The sequence below is a fragment of the Cohnella hongkongensis genome, from assembly GCF_042654645.1.
Lineage (GTDB): Bacteria > Bacillota > Bacilli > Paenibacillales > Paenibacillaceae > Cohnella > Cohnella hongkongensis.
The window spans coordinates 73,301-88,389 of the sequence record NZ_JBHSEP010000003.1 but is presented as its reverse complement, the minus strand read 5'-3'; the positions used below and the strand labels follow the sequence as shown (position 1 = coordinate 88,389).

Genomic DNA, 15,089 nt, shown 5'->3' with positions numbered 1-15,089 from the left:
CCAATCCGGCATTTCCCCAATCGAAGCGGATCTATTCTGCAAATCAATAAGTCTATAGACCCTATTTCCTCTAAGAATAACGCATTTATTGCCCCCCTTGCGGAAGACGTTGAGCACATCAGCCTATGTCGAGACGAGTCCGAACGTCCGAAATAGATATTGTCTAAGTGAAAATATCAAAGAGGATTCGAGCTCGATTACAGCTAAGGGAGGACAAACGGATGTACAAAACCGCAAGAGGCTTGATCAGGAGGACGATGACGTTAACGCTGGCGGCCGCTCTGCTATTCCTGGCAGTCGCGCCGCAGGCGGACGCGGCATTCAAGGACGTGCCTGCCTCTCATTGGGCTTACGAAGCGGTCGAGCGGGCTGCTGCCGAGGGCTGGGTCGACGGTTACAGCGACGGGACGTTCCGTCTGTCGCAGCGGGTAACCGAAGCCGAGTTCCTGAAGCTTCTGCTGGCGGCCGCCGTCCCCGGCGAGCTGCCCGAACGGCGGACGGGAGAGACGTGGAGCGCTCCTTACTACAACTACGCCCAAGAGCGGAACTATCCGCTGGCCGCAGCAGGCGCGAGCTTCGACAGAGGCGGAGCCGCGCAGCTGCTCGCCGCTCTGAAGGGGCAGATTCTCGGACGCACCGAGGCGGTTCAATATTTGCTCGATAACGGGCTGTCGAAGGGCATCACCTCGGCGACGGTGGAAGGCTACCGGATGGAGAATCCGCTAAGCCGGGCGGAAGCCGTCCAGTTTATTGTTAACGCGCTGAAGGACGACTCGGCGGTCGAGCCGGTACCGAGCACCGGATACCGGCTGCGGGGCATTGCCATCGGCGACCCCGAGGCGACAGTCACGACGAAGCTAGGCCAGCCGGACCGGGTGGATCCGAGCGAATACGGGTTCCAGTGGTATATCTACAATCGGGACTACAAGCAATACGCGCAGATCGGCATCGGCGGCGGCAAAGTCGTCGCGCTCTTCTCCAACGCCGACGCGTGGAGAAGCGGCGATGGGCTCGGAATCGGCTCTACAAAAGCGGCCATCTCGGCCAAGCTGGGAACGGCTCGCCATATGACCGATCTCGCCAAAAATATTACGATTCGAGCGGACAGCGACGTTTACCCGAGCTACGAGGTAGACGGCTCTTACTTAACGTTTATATTAGACCAGCATAATGGCGGCAAAACGATGGGCATCTACATGATCGAGCGCAATACCGCCTCCGCTCGCGACGGCAGCTACGGCGTCGTTAATGCCGCTCAGCTGACAGCTTACGAGCGGCAGCTGCTGGATCTCGCGAACGCTTCCCGCGCGCTGGCCGGCAAGAAGGCGCTCGTCTGGGACGCCAAGATCGCCGGCACGGCTCGCAAGCACAGCAAGGATATGGGAGAGAACGGCTTTTTCGATCATACGAATCTGCAAGGCAGCAGCCCGTTCGACCGGATTAAAGCCGACGGCATTACCTACTCCGCAGCTGGAGAGAACATCGCGGCCGGCCAGATTAACGCCGTCTTCGCGCATTCCGAATGGATGAATTCGGAAGGCCACCGGCGCAATATTCTGGACGACAGATTCGAACGGCTGGGCATAGGCATCGTTTATTCGGCGAAATACTCCTACCGGATCTACTATACTCAAAATTTTTATACTCCGCGCGGCTAGTCCAGCCCCGCCCAACGGACACCCCTCTCTGCAGGGCGTGTCCTTTTTTCATCTCCCACACCCGCCATCGTTTCCCTTCTGTTTGCCGCCCTTCCCGGAATCCTTCATCTATTCCCTATTCCCATGCATGTTTGCGCGAAGACCGAGTTACATTAACTTCATGGACGTTCACATTACACGAAGAAGGTGAGCATGCGTGCCCGAGACCTCTATTAACGGATACAGAATGCACTACATAGATCGCGGCAAGGGACCGGCCATCGTGTTTATTCATCCCCCCGTGCTGACGAGCATGAATTTCCAAATGCAAATGGAGTCCTTGTCGGAGGAGTTTCGGACGATCGCTTTCGACATTAGGGGACACGGACAAAGCGAGCACTCGCAAGAAGAAGTCACTTATCCTTTAATCGTCGAGGATATCAGACAGCTCCTGAATCGGTTGGGGATCGATAAAGCGTTTTTGTGCGGCTATTCGACCGGAGGCTCGGTGGTGCTCGAATTTCTGTTGACTTGCCCCGATCGGGCATTCGGGGGCATCGTGATCGGCGGAATGTCGGAGGCGAGCGACATAAAGCTGAGAGCCAAAATCGCGCTAGGTCGCTTTCTCACTCGAATCGGAGCATACCGGCCGGTGGCGCTCGGCCTCTCTTGGGCGCAGGCGAATGCAAAAGCGTCCATCACTCGGCGGCTCTATCGCGATGCCCAAAAAGGCAGCGCCAAAAACGCCGAGCAGTATTATTTATACAGCCTGAAGTACAACTGCACGGCGCGATTAGGAAATATTCGCCAGCCTGTGCTGCTGATTTACGGAAAGAAGGATAAGTCGTTTCACCCCTACGCCCATCTGCTCCACCAAGGACTGCCGACGAGCGAGCTCGTATGGCTCCGCGACGCCCACCACCAGATCCCTACGAAGGCGGCGGAACAATTAAACGAGCAGATCCGTCTTTTCGCTGCCCGCTGCGGCGAGCGCTCCCCTATTGGAAGTTCTCCCGCCCGTAAATAATCTTTCGCTCCTATTATTTTTTGCTTATTGATTCGTCGGGTATAATAAACGTTAGCAGAATGACGAAGAAAAGAGGGGGAACGATGTCCAGTCTGGGCGAGAGGTTATCAAGAACCGGATCGAGCGATTTAGAGCTGTTAGCCGCCCTACGCTCGCTGAACTTAAGAAGCTGCCTGATCGAACGGGACGGCGACATCCGGCTGGAGCATTATCGCGATCCGCTTGCTGCGGAGGAAACGGCCAAAGTGAATTCTTGCACGAAGAGCTTTCTGTCGGCTTTAATCGCCATTGCTATGGACAAGAGACTGCTCCCTGGACCGGAAACGCCGCTCGCCGAATTTTTCCCGCAGCTGCTGACGGATCCGGATCCGAGGAAGCGGGACATCGAGCTGGGTCATCTGTTGACGATGACTGCCGGCTTCCGGTGGACCGAGTTCGGCGGAATTCAATCGTTTCCTCGCATGACCCGGACGGAGAATTGGGTCGACTTCGTGCTGAGTCAGCCGATGTCCGAAGCGCCCGGGCGGACAATGGAATACAATTCCGGAGCCTCGCAGCTGCTGTCCGCCCTCCTTGTCCAGGCGGCCGGCATGCCGGTCGCCAGATTCGCCGATCTGGAGCTGTTCGGTCCGCTGGGTATCGAGCGCTACGAATGGGACACCGATCCGCAGGGCATCCACACCGGAGGCTTCGGCTTGCGGCTGCGTCCCGCCGACCTGCTCAAGCTCGGACAACTCTATTTGAACCGGGGACGCTGGGGAAATGCACAGCTGGTTTCCGAAGAGCGCGCAATCCGCTCCGTGCAGCCCGCGGTTCCCGCAAGCGCGCCGAATCGGGGCTATTACGGCTGGCATTGGTGGACGGACGTCCTCTCCCGGCGTCCGGAGGAGACCGGCTCTCCCCTCCCTTTCAGCTACTTCTATGCGAGAGGTTACGGCGGTCAGTTCGTCTACGTCGTTCCTGCATGGAACGTCGTCGTCGTGCTGACGGACGACAGACGGAAGAAGGAGCGCAACCCGACGGACGCTTTCCGCGAGCTGATCGCCCCTGCGCTTCTGCTTTCGGATCTGTAGCTCCGCGTAGCCTATGCGGGTGTCGGCCGCTCATAACGAGTCCATTCCCTTGCAGGAATCCCGGTATTCCTGAGGCGTCATTCCCGTTTTTTTGCGGAACAGCCTCGTGAAGTAGGGAGCGGAATCGAAGCCGATCTCCGATGCGATGTCATGTATTTTTTTGTCCGACTGCTTGAGCAGAAGCTTCGCTCTGTGAATTCTGGTTTCGTTAATGTAGTCGAGCAGCCCTTGTCCGGTCATTTGCTTATACATTCGGGACAGATACGGCGGGCTCAAATAGACGATTTCCGCCAGCCTCGTCAGCGAAAGCTCTTCGTGCAAAAACTGATGGATATAATGGTGGACGCGTTCGACGATGACGTGGCTGCGTTCCTTCTGCCGCTTGCCGTTATGCTCCGTAATGCGGGCGCCGAGCTCTTCGAAAAAGGCCAGCATCGCCTCCAATCCCGGATGATGATTCGGGTTGTAGATTCGCTCGATCTGAACGTTGGCCTCCATCGCCTCGATCAGCTTCCGCTTATTCAGATAGGTGAGAAAAAAGGCCGACAGATGCGAGAACAGTTCAAGCCCCAGCCACTTGCCTTCGTCGCTGGCGAACAGCTCTTCCTTTACCCGGAACAAGCTTCCGTACAGCTCCGCAAACTCGTCCTTCTTTCCGTGATCCATCGACGACTCCAGCAAATCCAGCTTATGGATATTCGAACGAAGGCGTCCGATTTCCAACAGCAGCGTGCTGGATTCGCGCCGGCTGTCGCCGTCTTCCCTGTCCGCCGTCTCCGTCATCAGCACCTCTGCGCCCGCCGCCATACAGAAGGTCAGCTGCAGCTTCAGCTCCTCGAGAACGCTGCCTGCCTCCTCCCAGCTTACGGGCCGGAACGACAGCGCAATCGAGAACGGGATGCGCAGCATGCTTTTGCAGGCGGCTTGAATCCGTTCGGCGCTGGCGCGAAGCGCTTGATTTACCGTTTCCATCGCTTCGCCCCGCTTCGGCTGAAGCAGCCAGACCGTGCGCGTGCGGTCGTATTGCAGAGCAACGAACCGCATATTCGACTCGAAATGCTCTTCCGCGATATTATGGATGGAGTAGAAGAGCAGCGCCCGGTCCGCAGGAGCCGAGAACGAACCCCAAGCGTCGATGCGCCCGAGCATCGTGCAGACCGGCTGGTCCGGGTCCAGATCGATGTCCAGCTCGGAGAACCGCTTCCTTCGGGCGGCCAGGCTGTCGACTTCGCCCTGCAGAAAATCGATCAAGTAGTCCCGGCGCAGCGACGGCATCGCCAGGTGCACCTGCTGCCGAGCCTTCTGCATGATCTGCTCGTCGTTGAGCTCCTCTTCGATATCGGCGACCGCTTTCTCCAGGGCGCTGACAATCGCCCCATCCCCTTCCGTCTTCAGCACGTAGTCGACCCCGCCCTTGCGGATCGCGGTCTGCACGTAATCGAAATCGTTATAGCCGGTAAGGAAGATGATCCGGCATCTCGGGTTCGTCTTCCGGATCGCATCGGCAAGCTCCATGCCGCTCATGCCGGGCATCCGAATATCCGTCAGCAGAATATCGGCCTTGCCGGAGCCCAGCTTGGCAAGCGCGTCTTTGCCGGAATAAGCTTTGGTCACATTGAGCTGCAGGTTCGGCAGATCGGCCAGCGCCTCTGCCAGATAGTTCACGGCAAGCGGCTCGTCGTCCACGATCAGCACATTCTTCATCATTCGCTCTCCCCCCATTCGAAGGTTTGTCCCTCCGCTCCTTCGTCCGAACCGGGCAGCGGAATGATCACGGCAACGGTCAAGCCCTCTCCTCCCGCGTCCAGTCGGATCCCGGCACCGCCGCCGTACTTCAGCCTGAGTCTGCGATGCACGTTTAACAGGCCCGTAATTTCGCGGTCATGCGTTTCGAATTCCAGCCGGCTTCTCCATTGCTCGGCCTGCTCCTCCGTGAGGCCTGCTCCGTTATCCGTAATGAAAATGAGGGCCAACGGATCCCCTGCAGACGTCCGTTCCTGCCGAAAGCCGATGCGGAGCAGGCAATCGTCCGTATCGCCGTTGAAACCGTGCTGATACGCGTTCTCCACGATCGGCTGAAGCGTAAGGCGGGGAACGCGAAGCTCGCGCCATCGCTCCGGCGTCTCCTCCAGCTCCACGGAAATCCGGTCTCCGAATCGGATGGACTGGATTTCAATGTAAGAGCGGACGTGGCGAATTTCATCCTCCAGCGGCACCTCTTCTTTTCCGTTTCTGGTGATATATTGATAGTAGTCGCCCAGATAACGGGTGAAGCGGGTCGCATTGTCGATGTCGTAGGCTTTGGTCATACGGTAGATCAAATAAAAACTGTTATAGAGAAAGTGAGGATTGATCTGCGATTGGAGCTGCTTCAGCTCCGACTGCTGCAATCGGATTTTCTGTTCGTACACCTCATAGATCAATTTGTTCAAATGGGCGACCATATCGTTAAACTTCTCGTACAGATAACGGAATTCGTCGTTGCTTTCGTGGCGAATTTCGACCTGCTTGATCCCCGACTCCACTTTGCGGAACGCGCCCACCAGCTTGCGAAGCGGGCGATGAATAATGCGATAGATCCAATAGGCGAACACCGGAATGACGATCATGGCGGCCGCCAGGACGATCCACAGGTACATGCGGTATTTCATCAGCGGCCCCATCACCTCCCGGTCCGGCACGTAAACCAGCAGATGCAAATCAAGGGCCGCCGAGTAGAGAGAAGTGATTAAGTAGCTGCCGTCCTCCAGCGTCAGCATAGACGTCTGTGCGGCGGCTTCTCCGGGGGCTCCCGCTCCCTCCTTCAACCATCGGTACGGCTCTCTGTTCCACTTCTCTTGAATTTTCTCGAAGGAAGTCAGATGCTTGCCGCTCACGATAACGGCGCTTTCGCTTACAAGCGCGGCCCCGCCGCTTTCATAGCCCGGCAGCTGCTCAAGAAATCGGTACAGCGCCGGAATCGACAGCTCCAGCTCGAGAATAAAGTTCGGATCGCGATGCTCCAGATTGTAAGGGCTGGGATAATATTCGCGAATGAAGAAGCTTCCGTCTTGCCGGATGAAAGGGTGCGCCGGGCTGAGCGAGCCTTGCTTCACCTTGTTCAACGTCGCTTGATCGAGCTCCTCGACGCCGCCGTCGGACGACACGAGCCGCTCGATCGACGGAATGTAGGCTTTTGCGCTGGCAATATACACGCTGGACTCCTTGATCATTCTTAGCCTCGCCTGCAGACGCTTCACCGCAGAGAGCCGCTCGTACATCGACATTCGCTGAACCATCAACGACAGCGCGTCCAAATCCTCGTCGTTCATGAACTCACGCTGCAAGGCGGACATCCGGTCGATCTCCGTTTCCAGCGACAGCAAATAAAATCGAATCTGCTGCTGCAGCGATTTTGATATTTCCTTGTCGACGATTCTCGCTCCCTGATCGCTGATGACGCCTCCCAATACGAGCAGAGGCGCCATAACGAGTAGAAAGGCAAGCACCAGCTTGCCGAAAATCGAAACACGTTTTCTAGATGACGGGTGATCCATGCCTGCCTGCGCTCCTCTCTCTGAGGAAGGAAGCGGAACGTTTACATTCCTTTCAATAAACTAATGCTACTCCTTCACGCTTCCGAGGACAATTCCTTTCGTAAAATGGCGCTGCAGGAACGGATAGACAAGAAGAACCGGAATCGAGCCGACGAAGAGCTGGGCAGCCCGAGCCGTTCGGTCGGAAACCATCGCGAGCACCTCCATATCCGTCGAGCTGCCGATGATGGCCTGAATGCCTACGACGACAGTGTACAGATAGCTCTGAAGCGGATAGTGGTCCGGGGAATTCATGAACAGGATGCCGTCGAACCAGGCGTTCCAATGCATGACGATCGAGAACAGCGTGACTGTCGCGATGGACGCGGCCGACAAGGGGACGAAGATTCCCCACATGATTCGCCAGTGTCCGGCGCCGTCGATCAATGCCGCCTCCTCCAGCTCCTTCGGCAAATTCCGGAAAAAGTTAAGCAGAATGACGATATTGAATACGGGCACCGCCGTATGCAGAACGAGCACCCAGATCGTATCCAGCAGGCCGAGAAATCGCATCGTCATATACATCGGAATGATGCCGCCGCTGAACAGCATCGTGAACACGAAAATCCAGACGTAGACCGTGCGGCCCGCCAACGCCTTCGCATCCTTGGAGAGCGGGTAGGCGACCAGAATCGTGATCGCCATATTAAGGGTTACGCCGAGAAGCACCCGTTTCAGGGTAACGCCCATCGCGTTCATGAACGCCGACTCGGTCAGCACGAACTCATAGGACTTCGTCGTAAAATCGACAGGCCACAGGAATACCTCGCCCGCCGTTGCCGCTGAGTTGGAGCTGAACGATACGGCGAAGAGATGGATCAGAGGCATCACGCACAGGAGCGCCAAGCCGGTAAGAAAGCTATAATTCAGCCATTGGAAAATTCGGTAGGCCGGCGACGGATGTCCGCTCACAGGGGCACCTCCTTAGAAAATACGGTAATTGGCAAAGCGGTAAGCGAGGAAATAAGACACCGAAATCAGGAACAGCGATACGACCGATTTCAGCAAACCGACAGCGGTGGCCAAGCCGTACTGCGCCTCTTCCAATCCGATCCGATAGACGAACGTATCTATAATGTCGCCGCTTTCATATACGGCTGGTCCGTACAAATTGAACACTTGCTCGAAGCCCGCGTTCATGATGTTGCCTATGCTGAGCGTCGCCATCAGGACGATGATCGGCATCATGCCCGGCAAGGAAATATGAAGCGTCTGCTTCCAGCGGCTGGCCCCGTCCACCAATGCGGCTTCGTACAAGGCGGGATTGATGCCGGCCAGCGCGGCCAAATACACGATCGTGCTGAATCCGAATTCCTTCCACTCGTTGGAGATGACCAGCGTATAAGGAAACCAGTCGTTGCTGCCGAGGAAAAAGATGCTGTCAAAGCCCAGCCATACGATGATTTGGTTCACGACGCCTCTGCTCGGCGACAAAATGTCGATCAGAATGCCGCTCAGAATGACCCAGGAAAGGAAATAAGGCAAGTAGATCAGCGTCTGAATCGCCCGCTTGTACGCTTCCTTGCGGATTTCGTTCAACAACAGCGCGATGCTCACGGGCACGACGATGCCGGCGACGATCTTCATGGACGCGATAAAGACGGTATTCCATAATATTTGGGTGAAGTTAGGCAGCTGGACCATATAACGAAAGTGCTGGAGTCCGACCCAGTCCGAACCGAATATTCCTTTGACCGGCACGAACTTTTGGAACGCGATTACGATCCCGGCCATCGGGATGTAGCTGAAGATCAGAATCGCGACCAAGCCCGGAATCAGCATCAGGTGCAGCGGGGCTTGCATTCGCCATTTTTTTAACATTGCAGTCTCCTCCGGCAAGAAGTAAGGAGAAGGCGAACGTTCGCCTTCTCGCCGACATCGCTGTTTACTTTCTTTCGTTTACTTCTTGCGTAATCTGGTCGCCCCCGAGCTTCTTCCACTCGCTCACGAACTTGTCGAATTCGGAGATCGGCGATTCGCCCATAATGATCTTCGTGAACGTCTCGTCCTGATATTTCTTCAAGGAGGCCATCTTCTCCGACATGGTCGGCGTTGCCGCGCCCTGGAACGCATTGTAGATTCCCATGCCGTTCTGGTCGTAATAGTCGATGACGCTGTAGGAGCCCTCCGCTCCGAAGACGATCGTCGAGAACCACATCGCCTCGTCGCCGGCCGCATATTGGGTGAGACGGTCGTAATGCACGTTGGCAGGGAAGCCCAGCTGGCTGCCGTCGTTCTTGGCCAGCGCGTCCTGAACGAGGCGGAACGCGTCCAGGTTCACGTTCAGCGGATCGATGAGAACGGGATGGTACTTGCCCGGGAAGATGCCGTTGTCTCTGGAGATGAACGGATTCGGCTCCGGTGCGTAGCTGGTCAAGTAGTAGTGCTCCAGATAAATGTTCGCCAGCTGAATCATCGCTTCCGGATGCTTGACGCCCTTCTTGACGACGAAGAAGTTGTTGGCCGTGTCGCTCAGTTGCGGAGGAACGGGGCTTCCGTCCGGCGATACGATCGGGTACACCTTCCATTCGGCGTCCGGATCGTTGTCCTTGTTCGCCTTATGGATGTGTCCGCCGTCGGACACGGTGCCGTAAGCCAGTCCCAGGCGGCCCGCTGCGATATCTTCCGCGAGCTTGTTCCAGTCCTTGACCGTAAATTCGCGATCGATCACGCCTTCCTTGTACAGCTCGCTCAGCTTCTGCAGCGCCGTCTTCATCTCCGGCTGAATCGAACCGTAGACGAGGTTGCCGTCGCCGTCCTTCAGCCAGATGTCGGGATACGCTTTAAATCCGTTGAAGAAGCCTTTCACCGTGCCGTGCGCCTGAAACAGCTCCTTGTTCAGACCCAAGCCGTAGGTGTCGTTCTTGCCGTTCCGGTCGGGGTCGTCCTTGGCGAAGGCCGTGGCGATCCTGATCACGTCGTCGATCGTCTTCGGCTCCGGCAGGCTCAGGTTCTGCAGCCAGTCGTAGCGCAAATAGATCATCTCGGCCGTGCTGACCCCGCCGTTCACCTGCATCTGCGGAATGCCGAGCAGCTTGCCCTCGTATGTCGCCGCCTGTAGGGCCGTGCCGTTATCCTGGTTCAACAGCTCCTTCAGGTAATCGCTTCCATACTGGTCCAGCAGCGCCGTCAAATCCTCAAGCTGATCTTCCTCCGACAGTCTCAATAGCTCCTCTTTGTTGACGACCATGAAGTCCGGAATGTCGCCCGACGCAATGGAGATGTTCAGCTTCTGGCGATATTGCGATTCGTCCACGACCCATAAATTTTTGACGTTGATGCCGTATTGATCTTTGAAAATATCCGTCCAAATATTGTTGTCGATCGACTTGCCCTCGTCGTATTTGAACGCTTGGTTCACCGCTCTCACCGTCGTCACTTCGATCGGCGGATCGTATTTCTCCAACGGTCCGGAGACGGCCGCAGCCGCTCCGCTGTTCTGTCCCGCCGGTCCGGTCGACGGCGCCGGAGTCCCCTCGCCGTTCGTAGAATTCGAACAAGCGGCAAGCGTTAGCGCGGACGCCAGCAGCAAGCCTGCTGCAGCCTTTGTCCTTTTTTTCTTCTCCATGTATACCCCTCGCTTCGTCTAGATTGTTCCATTGCCCTTTCATTATAAATTCCGCTGCAATCGCTTCGATACGAGACAATCTTGCGGTTCTTGCCTGTTTTTAAGCGTTTGCGGAAGCTGCGAACAGGCTGTCGGCTTCCGCGCGCCGCGCGGGTCAGAAGTTCAAGGTGCTTCGCTTCGGAGGGGACGGACGATCGCTGGCCCTGTAGAGAAGCGTATAAGCGGAGTTGAGCTCCGGACGAGCGGCGACGACGAGCTCGAGCTTCATTCTTTCGGCGCCGGACGCCGGAAGCCGAAACCTCGCAGTGGGCCCTCTTCGATTTTCGTTGGCCCGCATTCCGTCGTACTTCCATTCGAGCAGCAGCCGTCTCTCGCCCGATTCCAACGTCAAGTAGGCGTCTACCCGCCCGCCGGGCACCTCTTCCGGGCTGTCGTTCAGCAGCCACAGCTCCGGCTCGAACCACTCCCCCTCGTGCCATACGAACTTCGGAATGCGAGCGCTAGCCAGCACGGGCCTGCAAGAGGCTTGGACGGCGTAATAAGCCGGCTTCGGCTTGTCGGGCCACATGACGAGGCTGTTATTCGCCGCTGTCGGCCAAGGCTCGTTGTAGCACCAATTCAACGCCATCGAGCATCTCGGCTTCTGCCGCCTCGCTTCCTCATAGATGCACTTGTAGCCTTCCGATTGCAGCAGCTGACCGTACTCCACGAGCTGCTCCAGCGTCTCGTAGCGCCCGAAATAGTGGTCCAACTGATCCTGCATCAGCCACATTTCCGGAGACAAGGCGTTAAACGCGTGATGGCTCTCCCATGCCGTCCCCGGCCTTGGCGGGAAAAGCTCGTCTTCCGGAATGAAGCTTTGCAGCTGCTCGACGGAGGACGGCGAAGGGACGCCGAACTCGGTATACGCGGTATTGCTTGCCCTCGGCATCGCCTCCAGCACGTCTTCCCCCGTCCGGTAGCGGAACATATAATGCCCATGGCCCATCCCCTCCAGCGGCGAAGTCATCAGGAAAGGCGTCCCCGGATCCAGCTCGTAGCAGTTGGCGTTCAAGAGGCGGAGCGGAAGCGACTGATCCGTCATCTTCGACCATGCGTTAAACAGCTCGTTGCCGCCGCACCACAGGACGACCGAGGCGTGCTTGCGAAGCCGCAGGACGATCGAACGGGACTCCTGATCCAGCACGCGCAAATACTCGGGCGTGTCCGGGTACAGGTTGCAGGCCAGCGGAAACTCCTGCCACACCATCAAACCCATCTCGTCGCACTGCTCGAAGAAGGATTCCTTATTGACGATTCCTCCGCCCCAGACGCGGAGCAGGTTCATATTCGCCGCCTTGGCCAATTCCAGAAGGCTTCGGTAGTCGTCAGAATCGATCGTTCCCGGGAAGATCGAAGGATTGACCCAATTCGTCCCCTTGCAGAAGATCGTTCGGCCGTTGATCTCCATCGTGATCGGTGGCAGGCTGCGGCTCTTCGGAAATTGCGACGGCTCCTTCCACCCGCCCTCGTGAACGACCAGCCGGACCTTTCTGAACCCGATCGCTTGTCGATGGACTTCCGCTTCTCCCTCGTCTCCCCCTGTCCCCGACAGGTAAACCTCGGATCGATACAGCGGCTGATCGCCGTGGTCGTGCGGCCACCACAGGCGGGGCTGTTCCAGCGTGTGGAAGGCTTGAACGGAGTCTCCCGCGACCGGGATTCTGCGCTCGAACACCGGATTTCCTTCCGGATCGGCCATCTTCCATACCCATTCGCCGGTTCCGGCGCCGTTTAGTCGGGCGTCCAGCGTCAGCTTCGCGCGATTCCTATCGGCATCCAGCTCGTAGCGAACCTCGGCGGCCGCGATGTGCGCCTGCGTGCGGATTTCCGCATACGTGTCGTCCCATATGCCCAGCGGAATAAGGCGAGGATGCCAGTCCCAGCCGTAGCTGACGGCGGGCTTGCAGCTGTGGGCCGCCTGGGATCTCCCTTCCGCTCCTTCAAGCTTGGGCGCCGGTTCGATGACGACTTCCAGTTCGATTCGGCCGTCGTCGGCGTCCATTTGTTCCGTGAGATCCAGCTCGACGGGAGTGAACATGCCCTCCTGCGACAGAATCGTCCTGCCGTTCGCGCGGATATGGAAATGATAATCGATGCCCTTCGAAACGAAGACCAGCCTCTGCCCTTCCTCCGCCGGTACGGTGTCCAGCGTGGAGCGATACGTCCAGTATTTCCGTTCCATCCACTCGTATTGACGCCAATTGTCGCCGTACGAATGATGGCCCCAATTTTCCGCTCTCGCCCAGTCCAGTTGGACGGCGCCGGGCACGACGGAAGGCACCCATCGCTTCGGCGGTTCCTGCAGGCTGTCGCTCCAGCCGACTTCCCACTGCATTTCGATTTTGATTCCCATGCTTCAGCCTCCCAGCCCAAGATAACTTGCGTATGATTCGCCCGACAGACCGTTATTCCCGCCAAACCTGCATCGACGTTCCGTATAACGGTCCGGCAGACCGTTATTCCCGCAGTCTTCGCAATTTGTCGAGAGGAATAGTAGCGCTGCTTCGAGTGAAAGTGGCCCCTAAAGGTCACTTAAGGGACACCCTCGTGCGATTCCAGATCAATCGTGCGCGTACAAATTCCGGTTCAAGGCTCTCTCGCCCGCAATGCCTTGAACGAGCAGCGGAACGGTGCATGCAATGTCGCCGTACGTATTGAGAATCGTGTCGATGGACGCCTCGTACTCCTTATGGACGAACGGGTGAAAATGCGAAACGAAGATGACCGGGGTTCCCAGCTTCGTCCACCCGCCCATCATATTTCTTGCGACCTCGTCATGAAGACGGACGACGTTCAGGCCGTAGCTCAGCCGGCTGCCGATCGAACAGACGATCAAGTCGAAGCGCCTCTCGGCTGCGGCCTGAAATAAGGCGTCCGGCCCCGGGTCGATCCACTGCTCGACATGATCGGATAAGCCGCCGAGCGACTGCTTCATTCTGGCGAGCAGCTCTTCGTTCCGGTCGGCGTTGTTCATCACGACCGCGTGCAGCACCTTCGTTTCCTTGCCGATCGGGAACGGAACGATCCCCTCCCGGTCGCGCACGACCGTGATGCTGCGCTCAACGACTTGCCTGGCCACCGCTTCATGAGCCGCTAGATCAGGCTTCGGCGCGGCTTCGCCGGCCCTGAACAGACCGAACTGCTCCTTCAGCGCGATGATTCGGGCCGCCCGGTTGCGCATCGTCTCGAGGCTGAGCGTTCCGTTCTCCGCTCTCCGCTCCATCTCCGCATAGAAACGATCGTCCATCCGCGGGAAGAGAAGCATGTCGCAGCCGTTCTCCAATGCGGCGGCGCAGGCGTCGTAATAATTCATGTAGCCGACGATGCCGCCCATCTCTATAGCGTCCGTCACGATCAGTCCTTCGAAGCCCATCTGTCCGCGCAGCAGATCGACCAGCAGCCGCTTCGACACGGTCGCCGGAGGATACAGTCCGCGCTCGTCCGGCTCGTCGAAGGCCGGCAGAGCGATGTGGCCCGGCATCAAGGCCATCGCGCCCCGATCGATCAGCTCCTGGAAGACGCGCCCGGGGCCGTCGAACCAGGCCGCCTTGTCCAGCGGAAGCGACGGCGTCGTCAAGTGATGGTCCCAAGAGGTATAGCCGTCCCCCGGGAAATGCTTGATCGTCGCCATCATCCCGTTCTTCTGCAAGCCTTCCATGTAAGCGCTCGCCATCTTGACCGCATGCTCGGGGCGGATTCCGGCGCTTCGCATGCCGACGACCGGACTGTCCGGATCGGCCGCCAGATCGGCTACCGGCGAGAACGTCCAGTTGTACCCGAGCTCCCCCGCTTCGAGGGCGGCGATTTTGCCGGCCTCGAAGGCAAGCGCCTCGGAATTCGTCTGGCTAAGCCCCATCATGTAGGGGAACTTGGTCGCGCCCAGGATCATGTTGCCGGGCCCGCACTCCATATCGCTGACGATAAAAGGCGGAAGCTTGCACGCGGCTTTAAACTTCCCGATCACTCGTCCAAGCTCGCCCCGTTCCATCGGATGGAAGAACATGGCGCCGAAAGATTCCAGCCTCTCTTCCCCGATCCGGCCGAAGCTCGGACAGCAGACTTGCTGGAGAAGCTCTCTGAAGGATAGCGCCGCCGCCGCTCGCGCGGCGCTGTCCGTGACCTGAATGCGGTATTTCATCGTTTACCCGTCCCTTCTCTTCAGGAGGT

The 15,089-nt window shown here is 57.8% G+C and carries 10 protein-coding genes; 3 read left to right on the top strand and 7 right to left on the bottom strand.

Annotated features, from left to right (window positions below; all coding sequences use genetic code 11):
- Positions 1-221 precede the first annotated feature (221 nt).
- The 3 genes from ACFO3S_RS05910 to ACFO3S_RS05900 all read left to right on the top strand — a co-directional run bounded on the left by ACFO3S_RS05910 (position 222) and on the right by ACFO3S_RS05900 (position 3,737).
- Complete coding sequence (locus ACFO3S_RS05910; protein WP_378093319.1) at positions 222-1,658, top strand: CAP-associated domain-containing protein; 1,437 nt, start codon at positions 222-224, stop codon at positions 1,656-1,658.
- 196 nt (positions 1,659-1,854) lie between these two features.
- Positions 1,855-2,664 carry an alpha/beta fold hydrolase gene (locus ACFO3S_RS05905; RefSeq protein WP_378093317.1) on the top strand — a complete coding sequence of 270 codons (810 nt, stop codon included), beginning with the start codon at positions 1,855-1,857 and terminating at the stop codon, positions 2,662-2,664.
- A gap of 83 nt (positions 2,665-2,747) precedes the next feature.
- Positions 2,748-3,737, top strand: a complete 990-nt coding sequence (locus ACFO3S_RS05900; RefSeq protein ID WP_378093315.1) for a serine hydrolase domain-containing protein — start codon at positions 2,748-2,750, stop codon at positions 3,735-3,737.
- Between the two features lie 30 nt (positions 3,738-3,767).
- Here the strand turns inward: ACFO3S_RS05900 and ACFO3S_RS05895 are convergent, their stop codons facing one another.
- The 7 genes from ACFO3S_RS05895 to ACFO3S_RS05865 form a co-directional block, all read right to left on the bottom strand.
- Positions 3,768-5,441 (bottom strand): response regulator, encoded by a 1,674-nt coding sequence (locus tag ACFO3S_RS05895; protein ID WP_378093313.1) that lies wholly within the window; start codon positions 5,439-5,441, stop codon positions 3,768-3,770.
- The gene (locus ACFO3S_RS05890; protein WP_378093311.1) at positions 5,441-7,273 is read right to left on the bottom strand and encodes a sensor histidine kinase; all 1,833 of its coding nucleotides are present in this window, start codon (positions 7,271-7,273) and stop codon (positions 5,441-5,443) included. Before ACFO3S_RS05890 ends, ACFO3S_RS05895 begins: the two co-directional genes overlap by 1 nt.
- Positions 7,274-7,339: 66 nt before the next feature.
- Positions 7,340-8,224: a carbohydrate ABC transporter permease gene (locus ACFO3S_RS05885; protein WP_378093309.1), complete on the bottom strand. Its 885-nt coding sequence runs from the start codon at positions 8,222-8,224 to the stop codon at positions 7,340-7,342.
- A 12-nt stretch (positions 8,225-8,236) separates the two neighbouring features.
- A complete protein-coding gene (locus ACFO3S_RS05880) occupies positions 8,237-9,133 on the bottom strand; it encodes an ABC transporter permease (RefSeq protein ID WP_378093307.1) in 897 nt (298 codons plus the stop codon).
- 64 nt (positions 9,134-9,197) lie between these two features.
- Positions 9,198-10,880 (bottom strand): extracellular solute-binding protein, encoded by a 1,683-nt coding sequence (locus ACFO3S_RS05875; RefSeq protein ID WP_378093305.1) that lies wholly within the window; start codon positions 10,878-10,880, stop codon positions 9,198-9,200.
- Between the two features lie 154 nt (positions 10,881-11,034).
- Entirely contained in the window at positions 11,035-13,275 is a 2,241-nt protein-coding gene (locus ACFO3S_RS05870; RefSeq protein ID WP_378093303.1) for a glycoside hydrolase family 2 protein, read from the bottom strand.
- 207 nt (positions 13,276-13,482) lie between these two features.
- Positions 13,483-15,060 carry a glycoside hydrolase family 3 protein gene (locus ACFO3S_RS05865; RefSeq protein ID WP_378093301.1) on the bottom strand — a complete coding sequence of 526 codons (1,578 nt, stop codon included), beginning with the start codon at positions 15,058-15,060 and terminating at the stop codon, positions 13,483-13,485.
- Positions 15,061-15,089: the final 29 nt, after the last annotated feature.

Bases quoted from the DNA above. Each gene is read 5' to 3' on its own strand.
- ACFO3S_RS05910 (WP_378093319.1), top strand. From the start codon at position 222: ATGTACAAAACCGCAAGAGGCTTGATCAGGAGGACGATGACGTTAACG.
- ACFO3S_RS05900 (WP_378093315.1), top strand. From the start codon at position 2,748: ATGTCCAGTCTGGGCGAGAGGTTATCAAGAACCGGATCGAGCGATTTA.
- ACFO3S_RS05895 (WP_378093313.1), bottom strand. From the start codon at position 5,441: ATGAAGAATGTGCTGATCGTGGACGACGAGCCGCTTGCCGTGAACTAT.
- ACFO3S_RS05890 (WP_378093311.1), bottom strand. From the start codon at position 7,273: ATGGATCACCCGTCATCTAGAAAACGTGTTTCGATTTTCGGCAAGCTG.
- ACFO3S_RS05880 (WP_378093307.1), bottom strand. From the start codon at position 9,133: ATGTTAAAAAAATGGCGAATGCAAGCCCCGCTGCACCTGATGCTGATT.
- ACFO3S_RS05875 (WP_378093305.1), bottom strand. From the start codon at position 10,880: ATGGAGAAGAAAAAAAGGACAAAGGCTGCAGCAGGCTTGCTGCTGGCG.
- ACFO3S_RS05870 (WP_378093303.1), bottom strand. From the start codon at position 13,275: ATGGGAATCAAAATCGAAATGCAGTGGGAAGTCGGCTGGAGCGACAGC.
- ACFO3S_RS05865 (WP_378093301.1), bottom strand. From the start codon at position 15,060: ATGAAATACCGCATTCAGGTCACGGACAGCGCCGCGCGAGCGGCGGCG.